General features: G+C 65.5%; 19 protein-coding genes. 4 read left to right on the top strand and 15 right to left on the bottom strand.

Annotation, left to right across the window (positions count from 1 at the left end):
• Nucleotides 1-15: 15 nt before the first annotated feature.
• The 8 genes from BJY26_RS03070 to BJY26_RS03105 form a co-directional block, all read right to left on the bottom strand.
• Nucleotides 16-1,656 (bottom strand): amidohydrolase, encoded by a 1,641-nt coding sequence (locus BJY26_RS03070; protein WP_179425556.1) that lies wholly within the window; start codon nt 1,654-1,656, stop codon nt 16-18.
• A 104-nt stretch (nt 1,657-1,760) separates the two neighbouring features.
• Entirely contained in the window at nt 1,761-2,435 is a 675-nt protein-coding gene (locus BJY26_RS03075) for a TetR/AcrR family transcriptional regulator (RefSeq protein WP_179425558.1), read from the bottom strand.
• Nucleotide 2,436: 1 nt separating this feature from the next.
• Nucleotides 2,437-3,942, bottom strand: coding sequence for a gamma-aminobutyraldehyde dehydrogenase (locus tag BJY26_RS03080; RefSeq protein ID WP_179425560.1), 1,506 nt, complete (start codon nt 3,940-3,942; stop codon nt 2,437-2,439).
• A 51-nt stretch (nt 3,943-3,993) separates the two neighbouring features.
• Nucleotides 3,994-5,364: an NAD(P)/FAD-dependent oxidoreductase gene (locus BJY26_RS03085; RefSeq protein WP_179425562.1), complete on the bottom strand. Its 1,371-nt coding sequence runs from the start codon at nt 5,362-5,364 to the stop codon at nt 3,994-3,996.
• A complete protein-coding gene (locus BJY26_RS03090; RefSeq protein WP_179425564.1) occupies nt 5,351-6,259 on the bottom strand; it encodes a universal stress protein in 909 nt (302 codons plus the stop codon). The genes BJY26_RS03085 and BJY26_RS03090 overlap by 14 nt, the downstream gene beginning before the upstream one ends.
• A 13-nt stretch (nt 6,260-6,272) precedes the next feature.
• Entirely contained in the window at nt 6,273-7,619 is a 1,347-nt protein-coding gene (locus BJY26_RS03095; protein ID WP_179425566.1) for a flavin monoamine oxidase family protein, read from the bottom strand.
• Nucleotides 7,616-8,962: an APC family permease gene (locus tag BJY26_RS03100; protein WP_179425568.1), complete on the bottom strand. Its 1,347-nt coding sequence runs from the start codon at nt 8,960-8,962 to the stop codon at nt 7,616-7,618. Before BJY26_RS03100 ends, BJY26_RS03095 begins: the two co-directional genes overlap by 4 nt.
• A 142-nt stretch (nt 8,963-9,104) precedes the next feature.
• Nucleotides 9,105-10,538 carry a gamma-aminobutyraldehyde dehydrogenase gene (locus tag BJY26_RS03105; RefSeq protein WP_179425570.1) on the bottom strand — a complete coding sequence of 478 codons (1,434 nt, stop codon included), beginning with the start codon at nt 10,536-10,538 and terminating at the stop codon, nt 9,105-9,107.
• Nucleotides 10,539-10,703: 165 nt separating this feature from the next.
• Between BJY26_RS03105 and BJY26_RS03110 the strand changes: the two genes are divergently transcribed.
• The 3 genes from BJY26_RS03110 (at nt 10,704) to BJY26_RS03120 (ending at nt 13,038) form a co-directional block, all read left to right on the top strand.
• On the top strand, nt 10,704-11,165 hold the full coding sequence (locus tag BJY26_RS03110) for an Lrp/AsnC family transcriptional regulator (protein WP_179425572.1): 462 nt from the start codon (nt 10,704-10,706) through the stop codon (nt 11,163-11,165).
• The gene (locus tag BJY26_RS03115; RefSeq protein ID WP_179425574.1) at nt 11,162-12,550 is read left to right on the top strand and encodes an aspartate aminotransferase family protein; all 1,389 of its coding nucleotides are present in this window, start codon (nt 11,162-11,164) and stop codon (nt 12,548-12,550) included. Before BJY26_RS03110 ends, BJY26_RS03115 begins: the two co-directional genes overlap by 4 nt.
• Nucleotides 12,551-12,639: 89 nt before the next feature.
• Nucleotides 12,640-13,038, top strand: coding sequence for an NUDIX hydrolase (locus tag BJY26_RS03120; protein ID WP_179425576.1), 399 nt, complete (start codon nt 12,640-12,642; stop codon nt 13,036-13,038).
• 142 nt (nt 13,039-13,180) lie between these two features.
• Here BJY26_RS03120 and BJY26_RS03125 read toward each other — a convergent pair whose 3' ends face one another.
• The 3 genes from BJY26_RS03125 to BJY26_RS03135 all read right to left on the bottom strand — a co-directional run bounded on the left by BJY26_RS03125 (nt 13,181) and on the right by BJY26_RS03135 (nt 15,970).
• The gene (locus BJY26_RS03125; protein WP_179425577.1) at nt 13,181-13,831 is read right to left on the bottom strand and encodes an NAD(P)-dependent oxidoreductase; all 651 of its coding nucleotides are present in this window, start codon (nt 13,829-13,831) and stop codon (nt 13,181-13,183) included.
• 175 nt (nt 13,832-14,006) lie between these two features.
• The gene (gene mctP, locus BJY26_RS03130) at nt 14,007-15,683 is read right to left on the bottom strand and encodes a monocarboxylate uptake permease MctP (RefSeq protein ID WP_179425579.1); all 1,677 of its coding nucleotides are present in this window, start codon (nt 15,681-15,683) and stop codon (nt 14,007-14,009) included.
• On the bottom strand, nt 15,680-15,970 hold the full coding sequence (locus tag BJY26_RS03135) for a DUF3311 domain-containing protein (RefSeq protein ID WP_179425581.1): 291 nt from the start codon (nt 15,968-15,970) through the stop codon (nt 15,680-15,682). Before BJY26_RS03135 ends, mctP begins: the two co-directional genes overlap by 4 nt.
• Nucleotides 15,971-16,282: 312 nt before the next feature.
• On the opposite strand from BJY26_RS03135, the gene BJY26_RS03140 reads away from it, so the two are divergent.
• Nucleotides 16,283-17,620, top strand: coding sequence for an acyltransferase family protein (locus BJY26_RS03140; protein ID WP_179425583.1), 1,338 nt, complete (start codon nt 16,283-16,285; stop codon nt 17,618-17,620).
• Here BJY26_RS03140 and BJY26_RS03145 read toward each other — a convergent pair.
• From BJY26_RS03145 to BJY26_RS03160, 4 genes are read right to left on the bottom strand one after another with little or no spacing between them, the layout of a single operon-like run.
• Nucleotides 17,592-18,446, bottom strand: coding sequence for an ABC transporter permease (locus BJY26_RS03145; protein WP_179425585.1), 855 nt, complete (start codon nt 18,444-18,446; stop codon nt 17,592-17,594). The two genes, BJY26_RS03140 and BJY26_RS03145, sit on opposite strands and share 29 nt — an antisense overlap.
• Nucleotides 18,443-19,303 (bottom strand): ABC transporter permease, encoded by an 861-nt coding sequence (locus BJY26_RS03150; protein ID WP_179425586.1) that lies wholly within the window; start codon nt 19,301-19,303, stop codon nt 18,443-18,445. Before BJY26_RS03150 ends, BJY26_RS03145 begins: the two co-directional genes overlap by 4 nt.
• Complete coding sequence (locus tag BJY26_RS03155) at nt 19,303-20,424, bottom strand: polyamine ABC transporter substrate-binding protein (protein WP_179425588.1); 1,122 nt, start codon at nt 20,422-20,424, stop codon at nt 19,303-19,305. Before BJY26_RS03155 ends, BJY26_RS03150 begins: the two co-directional genes overlap by 1 nt.
• A 2-nt stretch (nt 20,425-20,426) precedes the next feature.
• Nucleotides 20,427-21,629, bottom strand: a complete 1,203-nt coding sequence (locus BJY26_RS03160; protein ID WP_179425590.1) for an ABC transporter ATP-binding protein — start codon at nt 21,627-21,629, stop codon at nt 20,427-20,429.
• Nucleotides 21,630-21,750 lie beyond the last annotated feature (121 nt).

Below are 21,750 nucleotides of genomic sequence, written 5' to 3' on the forward strand. Positions count from 1 at the left end.
AGTCGGAGGGAGCTGTTAGGCGGCAAAGACGATTTCGCCGCCGACCATTGTCATGTCGTTGCGCAGCGTGTGCAGGTCGGCCGGGTGCACGGTGAACGGGTCGGCCGAGGCGACTGCCAGGTCGGCCGGGGCTCCGGCTGCGACGGTTCCGGCATCGCTGCGGTTCAGCCGGGCGGAGCCGCGCGTGTATGCGGCGAGGGCCGTGGTAAGGTCGATCGATTGATCGGCGCCCAGCGGCTCGGCATCGGGATGGCCGGCTTCGCGCCGATTCACGGCGACGTGGACCGCCGCCCACGGGTCCGGCGTGGAGACGGGCCAATCGGATCCCATGGCCAGTCGTGCGCCGGAGCGCACCAGCGAGGCGAACGGGTATTGTCGGCCGGATCGTTCCGGGCCCAGGAACGGCAGCGTGAGATCGGTCATTTGCTTGTCCCCGGCCGCCCAGAGAGCTTGCGCGTTGGCTGTGACATCAAGCTGGGCAAAGCGCGGGACGTCGTGCGGGTCGATCACTTGGATGTGCGCCAAATGGTGCCGCCGCCCGGTCGGGCCGTGTGCGCGACGGGCGTATTCGACGGCGTCCAGCCCGTAGTGGACCGCCCGGTCGCCGATCGCGTGCATGTGCACGTCGAAGCCGCGGGCCTCCAGGGCCGCGACGGACAGGTTCAGTATTTCGGGCCGGAAGTAGCTGATCCCCTTGTTGGTACCGGCGCATCCGCAGGCGTCCAAGTACGGATCCTGCATGGCGGCCGTGAAGGTTTCGGCGACGCCGTCGAGCATGATTTTCACCGACGTCGTCCGGAAGCGTCCGCTGGAATTCTCGTTGCGGACCGCTGCGAACGCGTCTGCCTGATCCTCGATGTCACGTTCCGTGATGCCGCGGGGCCACCACAGCGCGCCGACGACGTCGGCCGTCAGTGTGCCGGCCCGTGCCGCGCTTTGGTAGACGGCTGTCGAATCCGATTGGCCGGCGTAGTCGCCGATGATGGCATCTTGCCAGCCGCGGATTCCAAGCGTTTGCAAATACTTCTGTGAGTTCATCAGCGCGGCGGCCTGGTCGGCTTCCGTGACTGCCGGGGCGTGAGCATCGACCAGTTGCATTGCCGCTTCGTGCAGGGTGCCGGCCGGGTTGCCGTGCACGTCCCGTTCGATCCGGCCTCCCTCCGGATCCGGAGTGGACGCATCGATGCCGGCAGTGCGCAGCGCTTCGGAGTTCACCCAGCTGCTGTGGTGATCGCAGTTGACCAAGACGGCCGGACGGGCGCCGATGGCGTCGATTCCGTCGAGAAGCTCCTTGGCGGGTGTTCCGTTCGGAAAATCGGCCATCGACCAGCCGCCGCCGACTATCCATCGGCCGTCGGATGCTGCGGCGAAGTCCGCCACGCGAGCCAATACGCCGTCCCGCCCCTTTGCGTCGGACACGTCGCATCCGAGGCGTTCGACGCCTGCCGAGACCGGGTGGATGTGGGCATCGGTGAACGCCGGGAGCAGCAGTTTGCCGCGCAGGTCGACGAGCTGAGTAGCCGCGGTGCGCTCCGCTTCGGCGTCGGACCCCACGGCCGCGATGCGTCCGTCCGCGACAGCGACCGCCGGGGCGCCGTCGAGCAGTTGTTCGCCGTCGAAGACACGCCCCGAATGGAAGAGGTAGTCGGCGCCCATTGGTCTCCTTTGTCCGCGGGTGGCTCATCCACCGGAGTGGCTTACGTCACAATGCTCAGAAAACCACGAACCGCACTCATAGTCAACAGCGTTGACTACATTGTTTACTGCGAATTCGCCATTTGCTCCGCCGCGCGGGCCGAGATCGCGTCGATCGTCAGGTCGAGGGCGAGACCGAAGGTCGAGTCCTCGTCGATGGTTGCCAAATGGCGCGCCGATCGGGCGATGTTCGGAAAAGTCTTCGGATCTGCCGCCGCATACTCGGTGCTCCACGCCCCTTCGTCCTTGGCGCGCTGTTCGGCGTCGAGTATCCGGAACCCGGCGTCCAAACCGGCGAACGCCAGAGTCAGATCATCCAGGACCCGATAGAGCCTTGCGGCTTCCTCGTCGTCGAATCCGGCGCTTGCCAAGGTACGCAAGATGATTTCGACGATGCGCATCTCGCCTTCGCGCCGCGTCACGCGGATCGTTCCGAGCACGGCGGCGTGCGGATGCGCCAGGTAAACGCGCCGCGTTCGCCATGCCAGATCCCGCAGCGTCTCCCGCCAGTCGTCGTACGGTTCGAAACCGTCGAGCCCTTGACCGATCAAATGGTCCATCAGCGCCAGGATCAGCTCGTCCTTGTTGCGAAAATGGCGGTAGATCGCCGTTGGATCGGCCCCCAGCTTGGCGCCGATCTTGCGGAACGTCAATCCGGCCGGACCCGCCTCGTCCAAGAGCGCCAAACACTCCGTGACGATACGGTCGGCGGTCAGGCTGCCGCGCGGATTCCGAGACACCTCAGTCTCTCCGTTCGGCCGACTCGGCCCGGAAGACCGTATGTTGCCACTCCTTGTCGGCTCGTCCGGTGGTTTCGATCATGACGTGTTTGACGTTCGTGTACTCCTCGAACGAATACGCCGACATGTCCTTGCCGAATCCGGACGCCTTGTAACCCCCGTGCGGCATTTCCGAGAGCATCGGAATGTGGTCGTTGATCCAGACGCAGCCGGCCTGGATTTCAGCGCTGGCACGCAGGCCGCGTCGCAAATCGTTCGTCCACGCCGACGCCGCCAGACCGTACGGCGTATCGTTCGCCAGCTCGAGCCCCTCATCGTCCGACTCGAACGGCAAAGCCACGAGCACGGGGCCGAACACCTCGTCCTGCACGATTTCGGAGTCCTGAGCTGCGCCGGTGATCAGCGTTGGCGGATAGAATGCGCCGTCCACCCAGGCTCCCGCCGGAACCTCTCCCCCGGTCTCCACGCGTGCGCCGGCTTCCCGGGCCCGATCGACGAATCCGGCCACCCGGTCGCGATGGGCCGCGGAGATCAGCGAGCCGAGGTCGGTGGTCTCCGCAAGCGGATCTCCCATCCGGACGCCGCGCATCAGCTCGGCCACGCGCTCCGCGAACGCATTGAACAGCGGGGCCTGCACATAGGCCCTGGTCGCGGCAGTACAGTCCTGGCCACCGTTGATGATCGATCCGGCGACGGCGCCGCGGGCAGCCGCCTCGACGTCGGCGTCGTCGAACACGACGAACGGGGCCTTGCCGCCGAGTTCCAGATGCACGCGCGCGCCGCGCCGACCGGCGATCTCCATGACGCGTCGACCCACTGCCGTCGATCCGGTGAACGAGCTCATGGCAACATCGGGATGGCCGACAAGCGCTTCACCGGCCTCCTTGCCGTCACCGGTGACGATGTTGACCACGCCGTCCGGAATTCCGGCCGCGGTAGCGGCCTCGGCAAAGATCAGCGACGTGCCCGGCGTCATTTCGGAGGGCTTGAGCACTATGGTGTTGCCGGCTGCGATGGCCGGAAGGATCTTCCAGGCGGCCATTTGCAGCGGATAGTTCCACGGTGCGATCGAACCGATCACGCCGAGCGGTTCTCGGCGGACCATGGACGTGTGGTCGGCCGAGTATTCGGCCGCGGCGCGGCCTTCGAGGTTACGGGCCGCGCCGGCGAAGAACTCGACATTGTCGATGCTGCCGGGCACGTCGAACTCACGGGACATCCGCAATGATTTACCGGTCTGCGCCGTCTCGACCTGCGCCATCTCCTCGGCGCGGCTCTCCAGTTCGGCAGCCAGTCGATGCAGCGCATCGGAGCGTTCGCCGGGTGTGAGCCGCGACCAGACCGGGAATGCGCGCTTGGCCGCCCGTACCGCGTCATCGACGTCGTCGGCAGTGGCAAGGACCAGCGTCTCGAGCTGCCGGCCCGTCGCGGGATTGACGAGAGGGAGAGTTGTTCCGTGGCCGGCCTGCCGGCGTCCGTCGATGTACTGGTGCACAGTGTCCTCCATGGTGGCGTTGCTTGATCTTCCCAGATAGTCAACGCTGTTGACAACAGGAATTCAGGCTTTTCCGGAGACGCGATCGGCAACGCGGGCAAAGCGCGAGGTCCGGGTGCTGCCCATCTCTTCGGCCTTGTCGGCGCGGTAATACGCGGAATACAAGGCGTTGACGGCTACCCACCGCAGCGGCTCGATTTCCCACCGGCGCACGCGTCGATCGACCCACGGCAGCCCGGCGATTTCGGTATCGCGGCCGAGAATGAGGTCCCGAAGCGTGCGTCCGGCCAAATTGGTCGCGGTGACGCCGGTGCCGACATAGCCGCCTGCCCATCCCAGACCGGTGCGTCTTTCGAGCCCCACGGTTGCGGCCCAGTCTCGGGGGACGCCCAGCACACCCGACCATGCGTGGGCGATCGGCACGTCGGCCGCGGCGGGGAAGAACCGGTGGAGCAAGCCGGCCAGCATGTCGATAGTCGCCTGCGGGGTGTGCCCGTCGACGTCCGTGCGCGAGCCGTACAGGTACGGCTTTCCGCGTCCGCCGAACGCGATTCGGTCGTCGGCGGTGCGCTGGGCGTACATATAGGCGTGCGCCGCATCGCCCAGGGTCTCGCGGCCTTCCCAGCCGATCTCGTTCCAGAGGTCCGGCGGCAGCGGCTCGGTTGCGATCATTGACGAGTTCATGGGCAACCAGTCGCGGTGGCTGCCTTTCAGCCCGGCCGTGAACCCTTCGGTGGCGCGGACGATGTACTGGGCCTCGACCGTCCCCGCGTCGGTGATGGCCTGCCGGGGGCGGATCCGACGCACCGGCGTGTTCTCGTAAATCGGCACGCCCAGGCGGTCGACCTCGGCGGCCAATGCGCGCACCAGCTTTCCCGGATTGATCCGTGCGCAGTGCGGATGCCACATTCCGCCGCGGACGCCGTGAACATTCACTCGGGCGCGCGTCTCATCGGCGTCGAGCCACCGGACGTCGGTCGATTGCCATCGCGCTTCATCGGCGTATTCGGCGCGGAGCCGCCCCAGCTGGGCTGCATTCGTGGCGACGCTCAGTTCGCCGCCCTTCACGGCGCCGATACCGGTGCCGTCGGCGCCGCCGAAGGCGATCACCTGGTCGACCGAGTCGTTCATGGCTCGCTGAAACGCCTCGGCGGCTGCGGGCGAGTGCGACGCAGCGTAACGGGCCTTGCCGCCGGTGATGGCGTTACTCACCCAGCCGCCATTGCGGCCGGACGCCCCATAGCCGGCAAAACGGGCCTCGAGAACGACGACCTCGAGCGTCGGATCGCACTTTTTCAGGTAGTACGCAGTCCACAACCCGGTGAACCCGGCTCCGACGATCGCGACGTCCGCCTGCCGGGGATTCCGCAGTTGCGCTCGGGGCGCCGGCGCCCCGAGCCCGGTATGCCAAAAGGAAACGTCACCGTTGCGCATCCGTCCCTCTTCCGCGAGTTGGTGCAGTGTAATCCCGCGGAACGACGATCATTGGCACCGGCAGTGCGCGGAGCATCTTGTTGGCCGACGCGCCGATGAACAGTCGTCGCGGCCCGGCCAGCCGGCTCGAGCCGACAAGCACTATCTCGCTCGGCTCGAATTCGAGGGCGCGCACACAGTCTTCTACCGATTCGCCGCGTCCGACGACGGCGGAGACCGGGCATTCGGGCGGCAAAGCCCGCGTGGCCCGTTCGGCAAGCACGTCGGCGTGCTGTTCGGCGGCTCCGATCCGGTGGACGGCGTCCTCGGAAATGCCCACGGTGCCGATCGCCACCAACGACATGATGCGCAGCGGCACGTGGCGGCCGGCCGCCGAGTCGACAGCCACATCCAGCAACGCTTCGGCGCCCTGGCGCGTGCCCGTCGCGCACGTCAACCGGGTGATGGCCGGATGTGCCGTGTACCCGGCCGGCGCCAACGCGACGGGCACCGGCGCCGAATGCAACAGCGCGGCGGCCACGCTGCCGACAGTGAAACGTCCGGCCAGACCGCGGTGTGAGGCGCCGATGACTATCAACGCCGCTTCACTGCCCAAATCCGGGTCGGTGGCCGCTTCGATCAACCCCTCGGTGACCGATTCGGCCCGCCGAACGCGCCCCGAAGCGCTCACGCCGTCCGGCACCATCGCCAGCGCCTCGTCGACCCATTCGCGTCCCTGCTCGTCGAGCCGGGCGTGATAGGCACGATCGGGCGAGTACATGGCGAAGCTCTGGCCCTGCTCGGGCAGCACCGCGACGATGTCCAGACTCGCTCCGCGCGTTCCGGCAAGCGTCGCGGCCAGGGCGACGGCGTCGCGGCCGCGCCGGTTCGGCGCGTATCCAACTACGTATCGCATTGTCTGCTCTCTTTCAGTTGAGGAGGGCCGCCGCCGTGGCCCGACCCATTCGGATCGCCCCGTCGACGTGTTGAAAGCCGCGTCCGGCGATATCGCTACACGAAAAGTACACGCGGCCGGCCGGGGCGCGCATATCGGCGCCGAACCGAGCGAGGCCACCCAGGTCGAAGCTTGCCGCGTACGCGCCGCGCGTCCATTCTTCGGCGGCCCAGTCGCTTTCGTAGTACACCGCCGGACGCCGTGCTGCGTCGCCGTACACGCGGGCAAGCGCGTCAAGGATCCGCTCGCGGCGTTCCGGCGGCGACAGCTTGAGCACGCCATCGGCGCGTTCGTCGGAGATGAATCCGACAAGGGTGCCTCGGGTATCGCCGAAGTTCGTATTGTCGTAGGACTCGTGTACGAGGCCGTGCGGATCGAATGCCGTACCGGACAGGCCGGCGTCGCGCCAGAACGGGGTGTCGTAGACGGCGTGTACCTTGATCACGAGGCCCAGCGAGATGTGCTGGTGCAGTTGCATCTGACGCCGGGGCAACGGCGGCGAGAACGTGATGCGCTGAATGAGGTTCGGCGGCACGGCCAGGACGACGTGCCCGGCGCGTACCTCGACGTTGCCGGCCGACACCGTGACTCTCGAGTCGTCGGTACGCACGTCGAGCGCGGGCGAGTTCAGGAAGACATCGTCACCCAGTTTGTCGGCCAGCCGCAGCGGGACCTGCTGGAGTCCGCCCTTGACGCGTTTGTCCAAGATGAAGTCGGCATCGACCAGGTTCGAAAAGCCGCCGGCGCTGGCCGCCATCATCACGGCTTGCAGGAGCGAAAACGTGTGCGGCGGTTTGGTCAGCATGGCGGCACCGATGAACATGGCTATCACGTCGCGGGCATCGGCGTCGTCCGTTTGCGTCTCGAGCCATCCGGCGAACGAGACGGAGTCGTACTCGGCCGCCCTCGGGTTGGCCCACGGCTCTTCGGCGCCCACATCGGCGGCCAGCCTGTCCATGGCGGCAGTCAACGACTCGATCTCCGTGAGCGTGGTCTGCGGCAACGGCAGGTCCGCGCCGGTGAATTCGGTCCGGGTGCCGTCGCGACCGACGAAGATGTCGGCGCCGTCGCGGTATCGCGAATAGGTCTCCAGGCCGAGCTCGGCCAGCGTGCCGAGCAGCGCGTCCTGGTCCGGGGACACCCATTGGCCGCCGAGCTCGAGACTGGCGCCGTCGACGTCCCGCGTCCACAGGCGGCCGCCCACCCTGTCGCGCGCTTCGAGAACGGCAACCGACCGACCCGCCTTCGTCAGTTCGTGGGCGACGGTGAGCCCGGAGGCTCCGGCGCCGATGACGACGACGTCGCGTGAAATGGTGTTCATGATCTATCCGCTTCTTCGAAATCGAACGATTGGAGCTTCGTGCGGAACCCCTTCGTCAGCACGAGCATGTAGAGGAACCCGATGACGGTCCAGCTGATGCCGCCGATCAGCGCGTCGGCGTGCAAATTGACCCAGAGGATCCCCGTCATGCCGGCGCCGATGATCGGCAACACCAAATACGTGAAGAAGTCCCGCGGGGTCTTGTACCGCTTCTTGTGGACCACGAAGTACGCGATGACCGACAAATTGACGAACGTGAACGCGATCAGGGCACCGAAGTTGATGACCGATGAAATCAATTCGAGCGTCATGCTGATGGCCAGCAACGACACGACGCCGACCAGGATCACGTTCAGCAGCGGGGTGCGGAATCGCGGATGCACGTAGCCGAAAAACTTACGCGGCAGCACTCCGTTGCGCCCCATCACGTACAGCAGCCTGGACACACTGGAGTGCGAGGCCAGCCCTGATGCAACGGTGGCGGCGAAGGCTCCGGCCACGAACACCAGTTGGAAGATCTTGCCGCCGACGTAGAGGCCGATCTCCGGCAGCGTGTCGTCGGTGTTGTGAAAGTGCGCGACGGTGGGAAACAAGGCCTGTGCAAAATAGCCGGCCACGAAGAAGATGGCGCCGCCGATGAAGATGGTCAAAAGAATTGCCTTCGGCATCACACTGACGTGTTTGGCCTCTTCGGTGTACATCGTGACGGCATCGAAGCCGATGAACGAAAAGCACACGACGGTGGCGCCGGTCAATACGGCCCCGACCTGCACGCCCGCGTGGATCAGCGGATCCGTCGTCATGATCGTGCCGGCGCCCATACCGTTGGACAGTTGGATCGACCCGAACACGAGGAACGCCGCGATCAGCGTGATTTCAAACACCACCAGGATCGTGTTCAGCCGCGACGTGCCCTTCATGCTCCAGGCGTTGATGCCGGTGACGACCGCAACATACGACACGACCCATACCCAGGCCGGCACGCTCGGAAAGAGCGACACCATGTAGATGCGGATGATCAGCGCGTTCACCATGGGTAGGAGCAGATAGTCGAGCAGCGCAGCCCAGCCGACCATGAAACCGAGCCTCTTGCTCATGGTTTCGCGGGTGTAGGTATACGCGGATCCGGCGCTGGGGAAGACCTTCACCATCTTGCCGTAGCTCAGGCCCGTGAAGAGCATGACGACCAGCGCCACGAGGTAGGCCAGCGGCACGACGCCATCCGTCTGTTTCGACACGATGCCGAACGTGTCGAACACGACTGTCGGCGTCATATAGCCGAGTCCGAGCCCCACGATGGCCCAGAGGCCCAGGGATCGTTTCAGGCTGTTTTGGTCGGACATGGGTCAACTTCCGTTTTTGGCCGGGAGCTACCGCGGACGGCGCCGTGCGGCCATACGTACGGGACGTCGGGCCGGGCGCCGTGCGGGTGCGGGTCGGGCCCGGCCGGAACGGCCGGCGTCGGCCGGCCGTTCCGTCGGATCGTCAGGCTTCCAAATTGGTCATCACGTGTTTGATGCGCGTGTAGTCCTCGAATCCGTACATCGACAGATCCTTGCCGTAGCCGGAGTGCTTGAAGCCGCCGTGCGGCATTTCGGCGACGAGCGGGATATGGGTGTTGATCCATACGCAACCGAAGTCGAGCTTCTTGGCCAGGCGCATGGCCCGGCCGTGGTCTTTGGTCCATATGCTGGAGGCCAGGCCGTACTCGACTCCGTTCGCCCAGCGCAACGCCTCGTCCTCGTCGGTGAATTTCTGCGCGGTGATGACGGGGCCGAAGATCTCGTTTTGAATTGCCTCGTCGTCCTGCAGAAGATCGGAGACGACCGTCGGCTCGTAGAAGTAACCGGGCCTGTCGACGGCGTGCCCACCGGCGCTCATGGTGGCGTGATCGGGCAGGGAATCCATCATGCCCTTGACCCGGTTGAACTGGTTGACGTTGTTGACCGGGCCGAACAGCACGTCGTCATCGGGCAGGCCCGGCTGGTTGGAAGCCGCCTGTTCGGACAGCGCATCCACCAGATCTTTGTAAATGCCCGGACCGGCAATGACGCGGGTGGCCGCGGTGCAGTCCTGACCGGCATTGAAGTAGCCGGCCTCGGCGATACCTGCGGCAGCGGCTTCGAGATCGGCGTCGTCGAAGACCATGACGGGAGCCTTCCCACCCAGTTCGAGGTGGACTCGTTTGACGTCGCTGGCGGCGGTGCGCGCCACCTCCATGCCGGCACGAACCGATCCGGTGATCGACACCATGGCGGGAATCGGATGCTCGACAAGCGTTTGGCCGGTCTGCCGATCGCCGCACACGACATTGAAAACGCCCGGCGGGAAGAACTCGGCCGCGACCTCGGCCATCCACAGTGCGCTGACCGGCGTCGTGTCGGAGGGCTTGAGGACTACCGTGTTGCCGGCCGCGAGCGCGGGGATGAATTTCCATACCGCCATCATGAACGGATAGTTCCACGGTGCGACCTGACCAATGACGCCGACCGGCTCGCGCCGGATCATCGATGTCATATTCGCCATGTATTCACCGGCTGCGCGGCCTTCCAGCACGCGTGCCGCGCCGGCGAAGAACCTGATCTGGTCGAGCGCCATCGGGATCTCTTCGCTGGCCACGAGGGTCTTCGGTTTGCCGCAGTTCTCGCTTTCGATGTCGATGAGTTCCTGCTGCCGGGCCTCCATGGCGTCGGCGAATTTCAGCAGCGCCATCTGCCTTTCGGCAGGCGTCGTGTCGCCCCACGTCTCAAACGCGGCGGCCGCGGCTTTGAAGGCCGCGTCGAGGTCGGCGGCGGATGAGACCGGTGCCGTGGCGTAGGCCTCGCCGGTGGACGGATTGACGATCTCGGCGGTTCGCCCGTCTGCCGAATCGGCATAGGTTCCATTGACGAAATTGCGCAAGGCGCGCAGCTGACTCATGGGATCTCCCCAAACTGTGGTGGACGTCACGGTTGAGTGCAACCATACCCGGTCACCGATGATTTCGATAGTCTTCGACAAATATTCAACGAAATTCATTACACAATTGCCGTCGCTGGTGCTGAATTGGTTGCTATCGAGCGCAACGCGTCGTAGAGTCACTGTATGAACGCGCATCCGGGCACCGTTGACGACCTTTCAAAGGCGATCATCGAACAGCTGCAGGAAGACGGTCGCCGCTCCTATGCGGCAGTCGGCAAGGCCGTCGGATTGTCCGAGGCGGCCGTCCGTCAACGTGTCGCGCGTTTGGTCGAGAACGGCACCGTTCAGATAGTCGCCGTCACCGACCCCCTGCAGTTGGGCTTTGCCCGCCAGGCAATGATCGGCGTCACGGTGTCCGGCGACATCTCCGAGGTCTCCGATCAGCTCGCCGAATTGCCGGAGGTCGATTACGTGGTGATCACCGCGGGCTCCTTCGACATCCTGGCCGAGATCGTCTGCTCGGATGACGATGAACTCCTGCACGTCGTCAACGACCGCGTGCGAGCCATGCCCGGCGTCGTCAGCACCGAAACGTTCGTTTATTTATCGCTCCGTAAACAGCAATACAACTGGGGGACCAGATGACAGTCAACACGACAGCAGCGGGAACCGATATGCAAAAGGCCGCCCGCGACCACCTATGGATGCACATGGCCCGACACTCGGATATCGCGGCCGGCGGCAATGTGCCCATCATCACGCACGGCGAGGGCCACAAGATCTGGGACTCGAACGGCAAGGAGTACATCGACGGACTGGCCGGCCTGTTCGTCGTCCAGGTCGGGCACGGACGCGAAGAACTCGCCGAAGCCGCGGCCAAGCAGGCAAAGGATTTGTCGTACTTCCCGCTGTGGTCGTATGCGCATCCGAAGGCCATTGAACTTGCCGAACGACTGGCCAATTACGCACCCGGCGATTTGAACCGCGTGTTCTTCACCACCGGCGGCGGCGAGGCCGTCGAATCCGCGTGGAAGCTTGCCAAGCAGTATTGGAAGCTGCAGGGCAAGCCGTCGAAGACCAAAGTCATCTCCCGTCAGGTCGCCTACCACGGAACGCCACAGGGCGCCCTGGCCATCACCGGCATCCCCGGGATGAAGGAACCGTTCGAGCCGCTCGTGCCCGGGTCGTTCCGCGTACCGAACACCAACCAGTACCGTGCGCCGGAAGACCTGCGGGACGATCCGAAGGCGTTCGGCCGGTGGGCCGCCGACCGGATCGGCGAGGCGATCGAGTTCGAGGGCCCTGATTCCGTGGCTGCCGTGTTCTTGGAGCCGGTGCAGAACTCCGGCGGCTGCTTCCCGCCGCCTCCCGGATATTTCGAGCGGGTCCGCGAGATCTGCGACGAATACGACGTGCTGCTGGTATCGGACGAAGTCATTTGCGCGTTCGGCCGCATCGGCGAGATGTTCGCCAGCACGGACTTCGATTACACGCCGGACATCATCACGTGCGCCAAGGGCATGACCTCGGGTTACTCCCCCATCGGCGCCATGATCGCATCGGACAAATTGTTCGAGCCGTTCACGCACGGCGACACCACCTTCTACCACGGGTACACGTTCGGCGGGCATCCGGTGTCGTCGGCGGTGGCGATGGCGAACCTCGATATTTTCGAGCGTGAGGGCCTGAACCAACACGTGCACGAAAATGCGCCGAGGTTCCGCAAGACGCTTGAACGACTGCTCGACCTGCCGATCGTCGGCGACGTCCGCGGCGACGGGTACTTCTACGGCATCGAGCTGGTCAAGGACAAAGAGACCCGAGAAACGTTCAACGACGAGGAATCGGAGCGGCTGCTGCGCGGCTTCTTGTCGACGGCGCTCTTCGATGCGGGACTCTACTGCCGGGCCGACGACCGCGGCGACCCCGTCATTCAGCTGGCGCCGCCGCTCACGATCGGACAGACGGAGTTCGACCAGATCGAGTCGATTCTGCACGGCGTCCTGACCGAAGCCTGGTCGCGCCTCTGACTTCACATCGCCGAGTGGTGGATGGGTGCCCGGTCACTCGCAAGTAACCGGGCACCAGTTCACCTCTCGGCGACGGGTACCGTAGTGCGATGACCGTCTTGCCGATTACCGCCGCGTGCTTGCTCGACACCGAGGGGCGCATCGTCACGGTGCGCAAGCGCGGAACCGCCAAGTTCATGCTGCCGGGCGGCAAGATCGAGTCCGGGGAATCGGCGTCGGACGGCGTTCTTCGGGAGATTCGCGAAGAGATCGGTCTTGTCGTGCGCCAATGCGACCTGCGGCCGCTCGGCAGGTACTCCGTCGCTGCCGCCAACGAGGCCGATACGTGGATCGATGCGCGCATCTTTGTGGGCGCGTTGCACCGCGCCGTCCGGCCCGAAGCAGAGATCGACGAGGTGCGCATGCTTGATCCCGGTGCCCCGTTGCCCACCGACTTGGCGCCGCTCTTGACGCAGCACGTGCTCCCGGCGCTACGCCGGGGATTATGAGCGCTGCGGCTCCGCGCGCGTCCGCCCGGAAGCGGCAACCCTGACCGGTCGAGTCCGCCGGCTATGGCCGGTACGTCGCTCCCGATCCTCGCTCGGACCGGCAGCCATTCGCCACCACTCGGCGAGGCGGCACGGCGGCTGGTCAGTGCGCGGCGGTGAACCGGGTCCGGCTGTGCGCCGGCGATTCAATCTCATCGACGAGCGCGCGAGCGTAGTCCTGTCCGGAGATCTTCGATCCGCCGTTTTCATCGGTGACAAGGACGTCCGCGCCCAGGCGATACGACCCCGCCGGCTCCACGCCCGCGGCAGCTCCGAACTGCGCAGCGGGACTCAAATAAAACCAATCGACGCCGCTCTTGTCCTCTTGGAGTCGCTCCAATACTGCGACGTGGTTCGTGGCCTCGGGCTTGAATTCCTCCGGGAAGTCCGGCGTATCGAGCAGTCGCGGCCCGTCGTCGCTGACCTTGAGCGACGCGGCCCCGCCGACGAATGCCAGACGAGTCCGGTGATGCGCGGCCACAGCGGTGACGCCCGGCACGGAATCAAGCAGTTTGCGGCCATCGATCTCGCGGGCCGGGACCGCGACGACCATCAGGTCGACGTCGGCAGCCACGTCATTGACGAGCTCGGCATCGTGGATCGATCCGGGACGAACATCCGCAGCCTCGTGGTCAACGACTATCCGGCTGACGTCGCGGGCAACGGCGGTTACCCGATGGCCGCGACGCAGAGCCTCCTCGGTGATGTGTCCGCCGGCGAATCCCGACGCACCGAATACAGCGATTTTTGCCATGGTTCTTCCTACTCAATCCTCAAACATTTAAGGGCATCCAACTGTCCTGGTCATCCGGGCATTCCCTCGTCCCCGGGGAACGCCGCATACAGCCGGACATGAATCGGCGGACGGCGCTAAGGCCGAGCCGGACGCCGTCCGCCGATCGTTGAACAATATCGTACAACGTTGAATCCTACAGCTTCGGCATACTCGCCTCGCCCAAGTCCTTGACGACGCGGGCGTCGTTCTCGTCCGCACCGTAATCGGCCGGCGTCGTGATGTCCTTGCCGTCGCGCACCTTTGCTCCGCGCAGGATCAGGTTCAAAACCACTGCCACCACGACGTTGAGCACAAAGGCCGTCAACGCAATGTACACCTTGACGTCGGTACCCGGAATCGCGGCAAGCGAACTGGCGAAATGCTTGCCCGACACCGGGTTGACCTGCACGTACGCGGCGATCGTGCCGTACGCGATGCCGGCGATCCAGCCGCCGAGCAGCGCCCACTTGTGGAACCATCTGGTGTACAGCCCGATGACGATCGCCGGGAAGGTCTGCAGGATCCAGATGCCGCCGAGCAGCTGCATGTTGATGGCTGCCGAGGCGTCCATGGCCACGACGAACAGCAGCGCGCCAAGCTTCACCACCAGCGACACGATCTTCGAAACCTTGGCCTCGTGCGCCGGTGTTGCGTTCGGCTTGATGAAATCGCGGTAGATATTGCGCGTGAAGAGATTCGACGCCGCAATCGACATGATTGCCGCGGGCACCAGGGCTCCGACCGCGATCGCGGCCAGGGCGATTCCGGCGAACCAGGACGGGAAGTAGTCCAAGAACAGCTGCGGGACGACGAGCTGCGGGTTGAGCGTTTTACCGTCCAATTCCAGCGGCTTCACGCCCGCCTTCACGGCCACGTAGCCGAGGAGGGCCAGGAAGCCGAGCATCAGCGAATACAGCGGCAACAAGGTGGCGTTCTTCCGGATCGTGTTGCGGCTCTTGCTGGCCAGCACACCGGTGATGGAATGCGGATACATGAAGAGCGCCATGGCCGAGCCCAGCGCGAGCGTCCAATACGCGTTGTACGTGGCGGGTACCGGCAGGATCGAGCCGGACGGCTTGCCGGTCGCCGGGTTGACCGCGCTCAGCTTGTCTTGCGCCGCGCTGAAGATCGACTCCCAGCCGCCCATCTTCGACGGCAGATACAAGATGGCCACCAAAATGGCCAGGTAAATCAGCAGGTCCTTGACGACTGCGATCATGGCCGGCGCGCGCAGACCCGCCGTGTACGTGTACGCCGCCAGAACGACGAAGGCGATGATGAGCGGCAGGTCTTGTACGAACCAGTTGCCGCCGCCGCCCAGGCCGAGCACCGTCAGCACGGACTTGATGCCGACCAGCTGCAAGGCGATGTACGGCATGGTCGCCACAATGCCGGTCAATGCGACGGCCAGCGAGAGCGACCGACTGCCGTACCTGCCTCCCACGAAGTCGGACGTCGTGACGAACCCGTGCCGGTGGGAGACCGACCACAACCGGCTCATGATGACAAAGATGATGGGGTAGAGCACTATCGTGTACGGCACCGCGAAGAAGCCGCTGACGGCGCCGGCACCGTACATGGCGGCCGGCACCGCAACGAACGTGTACGCCGTATAGAGGTCGCCGCCGAGCAGGAACCACGTGACCCAGGTGCCGAAGCCGCGACCGCCCAGGCCCCATTCGTCCAGCGATTTCAGGCCCGTCGCCCGATCCGCCCGCCACCGGGCCGCCATGAACCCCATGACGGCGACGACCAGGAAGATGAAGACGACGACGCCGAGCGCGACGCCGTCGATCGGGTGCGTGGAAGCGGCAGTGAGTTGCGTGGTCATCGGCCGACGCCTCCGTTCGAATCAGCGGCGTTGCCGCGGACGGCGGCCCGGCGACGGTCGTCCTCTTTCTTGACGACGAAATACGCGATGGTGACGAGAATGGCATCACCGATCACCCACAGCATCTGGTACCAGTAAAAGAACGGGATGCCGCCCAGGGTGGGATCCATGCGCGCATAGATCGGCACGCACAACGGCATGACGATGGCGACGGCGATGAGAACGCCTGCCGTGATGTACGGCGCAGGTCGCGCCGGGCCCCGCGTGGGGGCATCCGATGTTGCCATGTTTGTAGCTCCTCATTGAGGCACGCCGGTCGCCGTGGGCCGTCGACGCATTAATGGCGCCGCAGCGCGGGGTTGTCGCGCGGCGCCGTGCAAATCGCACGATTGAGATTTTCAGAGTGCAGTACGACTGTCAAGGACATTTCACACTTTTCTCGGACGCCGTCCGCCCCGACGGCCTCGGGTCTTCCCCCGCTCATCACGGCGGCGCACCGGCTGGTTGCCGCCGGCTCGGTCGACAAGGCTGGAAGGAGTCGTATTTTCCGTGCCCGGCCGCCGTCCCGGCGTCCGCTCCCCATGATCGAGGAGGCTCCGATGGAGCTCGTCAGCAACCCCATACCCCCTTCCCGCACACCCCGATCCCGCACCAGACCGACGTCCGCACCCGAATCCTCCGCCCTGCCGGCCCGCCCGTCGCCGGCCGGCAGCAAACCGCCGCGCGATATCAGCATCGACCTGGTTCGCGCCGGCAGCTTGATAGTCGTGGTTTTCGTGCACGCCCTCATGGTGGGCGTCACGGTGGGCCCGAACGGACTGGTCACGGGCAACGCCTTGTCGGGCGTGCCCTGGTTCGCCGCCGTCACGTGGGTGCTGCAAGTGATGCCGCTCTTCTTCATCGCCGGCGGGTTCTCGGCCATCACGAGCCGGCGTCGCCTCGCGGCGGCCGGCGGCACTGCCGGAGAATTCATCCGCGCCCGGCTGCTGCGGCTGCTCGTGCCGGCCTCGGTGATGATCGCCGTCGTCGGCGCGGCTCTTGCGGTCTTTGGCCAACTGGGCGTGCCGGCCCGAATTCTCGCGGATGCGGGATTCCACATCGGCCAGCCCCTGTGGTTCCTCGGCGTGTACATCGGCTATTCTGCGCTCGTCCCCGTCATGGTGTGGCTGCACGGCAGGGCCCGCCTGGCCACCCCCGCCGTCCTGCTAGCTTGCGCGCTGGCCGTCGATATCGTGCGCCTCGGCACCGGCGTCGAATTGATCGGCTACCTCAACTTGGCCTTCGTCTGGCTCTTTGTGCAGCAGCTCGGCTTCTTCGTGGCGGACGACGCTCTTGCCCGGTACAGCGTCCGCTCGCGGCTTTTCGTCGCCGGCGCAGTGCTTGCGGCGCTCGTGACGCTCACGGCCACCGGGGCCTATTCGGCCAACATGATAGTCAATTTGAACCCGCCGACGATCTGCCTGGCATTGCTCGGCATCGTGCAGCTTCTCGTATTTTCGGTGGTGCGGCACCGCATTCGCACGTGGGCCGGGGCTCCCCCGCGCCGTGCTGTTCTCTCCGCTCTCGGAGCGCGCGCCATGACGGTTTATTTGTGGCACATGTCGGCTATGCTCATCCTCGTCGGCGCGATGGCGCTGCTGCGGATGCCGTTGCCCGCACCGCGCAGCGCGGACTGGTGGCTCACCCGGCCGGCGTGGCTCGCGGCCGCCGCGCTGCTCACGTTCGCGGCCGTTCGCGTGTTCGGCCGTTTCGAGAAAATTCCGGACGCCGGGAAGTCACCCGGCACACTTCGGGCGGCTACCGGCGCTGCCTGCGGCGCAGCGGGCATCGTCGTCATCCTCGTTGCCGGGTTCACGCCGTCCACGGCGTTTGTCGCCCTGACCCTGGTCGGCTTTGCGCTGATGGCCGTCACACCCGGCGCCCGCCGATCCGCATGACCAGGAGAGCAAGTCCGAGCCCGATGATTGTGACAACCGAAATGGCAGTGGTCGCGGCGTAGACGGCGGGGCTCGGCCCGTACTGCAGGCTGCCGTACAGGTAGACGGGAAGGGTGCCCACTTCGGGAGTCGTCAAGAACGTCGAGATCACGAGATTGTCGAACGAAAACGCGTACGACATGAGAGCACCGGCCGCGATCGCCGGTGCCAGGTGGGGCAGTACGACGAACACGAGTGTCTGCAGTCGGCCGGCGCCCAGGTCGGCCGAGGCCTCTTCCAGGCCGCGGTCGAGCGTGAGCGCACGCGAGCGGATGATCAAGGCCACCACCGAGATGACTACGGGGGTTTGGCCGGCCACCAGCGTGGCCATGCTCAGCGGGATGGTCGTCTGTGCGTAAAACAGCAAGAGCGAGACGCCGATGACGGTTTCGGGAACTATCAAGAGGATGTAGGTCAGCCCCGACAACAGCCGCCGCACTCGGGCCGACGGATGCCTCACCAGTGCCAACCCGAGCGTCCCGCCGACGACCAGGCCGAGCACCGCGACCCAGCACGCAACCTCCAAGCTGGTTGTGACGCTGCGACGGAGCGAGTCGTCCTGCCACGCGATCGGGTACCAGTCGAGGGTCCATCCGGTGAATGTCGCGGTCTGCTTGCCCAGCGTGCCGACGTTGAACGAATACACGAAAGCCGCAACGATCGGCGCCAGCAGGAACACGACCGCCACGGCGAACCACGCGCTCAACCCGATGGTCCAACCCCGGCCGCTGCGCGGCATCCGACGTCGCGGCGTCCGCTCTCCCGCGCTCATCCGGCCCGCGCTCATCCGCCCACCTCGTCGAATCCCTTGGTCAGCCGGGCCAATATTGCCACGATCGCCGTGACGGCGGCCAGTACGAGCACCGCCATGGCCGACCCGAGGGCGTAGTTCTGCGATTTCAAATATTGCGATGAAATCGCCTGGCCCATGAACAAGCCCTTCCCGCCGCCAAGCAATTGCGGGATCACCAGTTCGCCGAGCATGGGCACGGCCGTGAGCAGCACCGCCGTGGCGATTCCGGGCCTCGACATGGGCAGTGTTACGTGCACGAAGGTCTTCAGCCGGGACCCGCCCAGGTCGTGACTTGCCTCGAACAGCTCAGCCGGCACCCTGTCGAGCACGACGTAGATCGGCACGATGGCGATCGGCAGATAGGCGTAGACGGTGCCGATGTACACGGCGGTGCGGGTGTCGAGCACGTCGAGCGGACCGGCGTGCAGGCCGAGAGCGTTCAAGAGATGCTCGGCGGCACCGCCCCGGGCCAGCAGGATCTGCCAGGACATCACCCGTACGAGAAAGCTGGTGAGGTACGGGATCAGGACGATGGCCAGCGCCAACGTCTTGTGCCGTCCGGCGCGTCTGGCAATGAAGTAGGCGACGGGGAGCGCCGCCGCAATGCACAGCACGCAGGAAATCACCGCATACCGGGCCGTAGCGAGGAACGTCTTCAGGTAGATGCCGGACAAGGCGGTCCTGTAGTTGTCAAAGCTGAACCCGAGCCGGACGCCGCCGAACGTGGAGACCCCGAACGAGTACACGACGGTGAAGCCCAGCGGCGCCAGGAAGAAGACGACCAGCCACGCCACCGGGATCCCGGCAAGAACGTGGTCGCCGCGTCGGCGCGGCGCGGTCGGTCGGCTCACTATTTGCCGGCCGCGGCCTGGATCTCGGTCTGCTGCTGTTGGTAGACGCCTATTGTCTTCTTGTTGACCACGAACGTCGTGAGCTTGTCGAAGTCGACGTGCTTGCCGCCGAAGATCAGGTCGGAGTTCTTCACCGACTTCGGCATTTTCCGCCGGAGCCCCTTCAACGCGGCCGGGTACCCGAGGAATTCGGTCTCGTGCAATTGCACGCTCGGAGTGAGCTCGTAGTTCAAGAACTTGTACGCGGCGTCCGGATTGTGCGACTTCTTCGGCAGCGCGTAGCTGTCCACCCAGAGTTCGCTGCGCGGGCCCGGGATGACCCATTTGAGCTTGGGGTTCTGCGCAATGGCGGTGCGCGCTGCGGCTTGGTTGCACTGGGCCAGCACGACCGAACCATTGGCAAGCGTCGCGGGGTCGAACCCTTCGAAGGTTTTGACGTGCGGCGCGAAGGCCTTGATCCGCTTGGCGGCGTCCTTGATGGCCGCGGCTCCCACCGTGTTCCAGTTTTTCCCGTCGATCCACAGCGAGATCCCGATCGTCTCCCAGGCGGAGCTCGACATCCGCACCTTGCCGCTGACGCCCTTTTGGCTGCCGGCGTCCAGGAAGTCCTGCCACGTGCGGATGGGGTGCCGGACGGCGTCCGGGTTGTAGACGATGCCGAGCATGCCCCAGTCCTTCGGAATCGAATACTTGTTGCCGGGGTCGTATTCGCGATCCAGCAGACTCGGATCGAGCGAGCTCAAGTCGACCTTGTCCCGATCGATTTCGGCAAGGAGCCCCTTGTCGGCCAGCGGCTGGATCCACCCGGAGCTCGGCACCACTATGTCGAACCCGGCGCCGGCCGGCGAATTGAGCTTGGTGAACACGGTGTCGGATGAATCGTACGTCGAGATGTTCGGCGAGATCCCGGTCTTCTTGGTGAAGGTTTTCAAGCTCTTCGACGAGAAGTAGTCCGGCCACGTGTAGATGTTGACGGTGCCCTTGTCGCCGGCCTTGTTCGCCCCGGCCGTCTGAGTTTTCCCGGGGGCCGAGGCGTCCGAGCATGCCGCAAGCGTCGTCCCGGCCGTTGCCGCGCCGAGGAGGGCCAGGGCGGACCGCCTACTGGGCAAGTTAACTGACACGTTCATCCCTTCATTGGTGCCGGGGCGTCGCCCGGATCGTCGGCCGCGTAGAGCAGCACGGCGGACCGTTCGAACTCAAGTATCGCGTCATCGCCATCGCTCAGGCCAGTTCGGCCCGGCCTGGGCTGTAATATTTCAAAACTCTTGCCGCCCGGTGTCACGGCGGTCACCTTCAAGCGCGAGCCGACAGCCAGCTGGTCGCGGATGCGCACGGAAATTGCGTTGGCCCTCTCCGGGCGATGCCGGACGCCGTCCGCGGCGCGGGTTTGGTCGGCGCGGGTTTGGTCGGCGCGGGTTTGGTCGGCGACCGGACTGAGCGACAGATTTTCCGGCCGGATCAGCATGGTGGCGGCGTGGCCCGGTTCGATCGAGCCGATGGGCGCGCCGGCCAGGAATTCGCCCAAGTCCGTCTCGATCCGGGCCCCGTCGCCGTCCGGCCGATACGTGCCCGTGATCGCGTTGGCATCGCCCACGAAGTTCGCGGCCCACGCACTGCCGGGCCGGTCGTAAACGGCACCCGGCTCGCCAAGTTGCTCGATCCGTCCGGCACGCATGATCACGAGCCGATCGGCGAGACCGAACGCTTCGTCCTGATCGTGCGTGACGTACACGAAGGTGGTGCCGAGTTCGGTGTGAATGCGGCGCAGTTCGGCTTGCATATCGTCGCGCAGTTTTCGGTCGAGTGCGCCGAGCGGCTCATCGAGAAGCAACACCTCGGGCTCGCGTGCAAGCGCCCGTGCCAGTGCGACGCGTTGTTGCATCCCGCCGGAGAGCTCGTGCGGTTTCGCGGTGCCGAAGGCCGTGAGGCGGACGAGGTCGAGTAGTTCGCGGGCGCGGGCGCGGCGGCGCGGGCCTCGGATGCCGCGCATGCGCAGTCCGTAGGCCACGTTGTCGACAACGCTCAAGTGCGGGAACAGCGCGTAATTCTGAAACACCGTGTTGACCGGCCTCTTGTCGGCCGGGACGGCGTTGACGATCCTGCCCCCGAGACGAATGCTGCCGCTTTCGGGCGATTCGAAGCCGGCGACGAGGCGCATCAGCGTTGTCTTGCCGCTGCCGCTCGGGCCGAGGATCGCAACGAATTCACCGGCGGCGACGTCCAGGCTCACGTCGTCGACTGCGACGGTGTCGCCGAATCGCTTCGTCACGCCGTCGAGCGATAGGGCGACGCTAGTGCCGGCCTTCACGCCGCTGGTATCGGCCATTCTCTGCGCGTCCATCTCGGTGTCAGGATATCGTGCCGGTCGTCGCCCGCCGTCCCCTGCGCGCCGGCGGGCGATAGTCAGCCAAGCGGGTCGATCCGGCAACGGGCCGAGGGGCGCCCCT

It is taken from the genome of Spelaeicoccus albus (genome assembly GCF_013409065.1).
GTDB classification, from domain to species: domain Bacteria; phylum Actinomycetota; class Actinomycetes; order Actinomycetales; family Brevibacteriaceae; genus Spelaeicoccus; species Spelaeicoccus albus.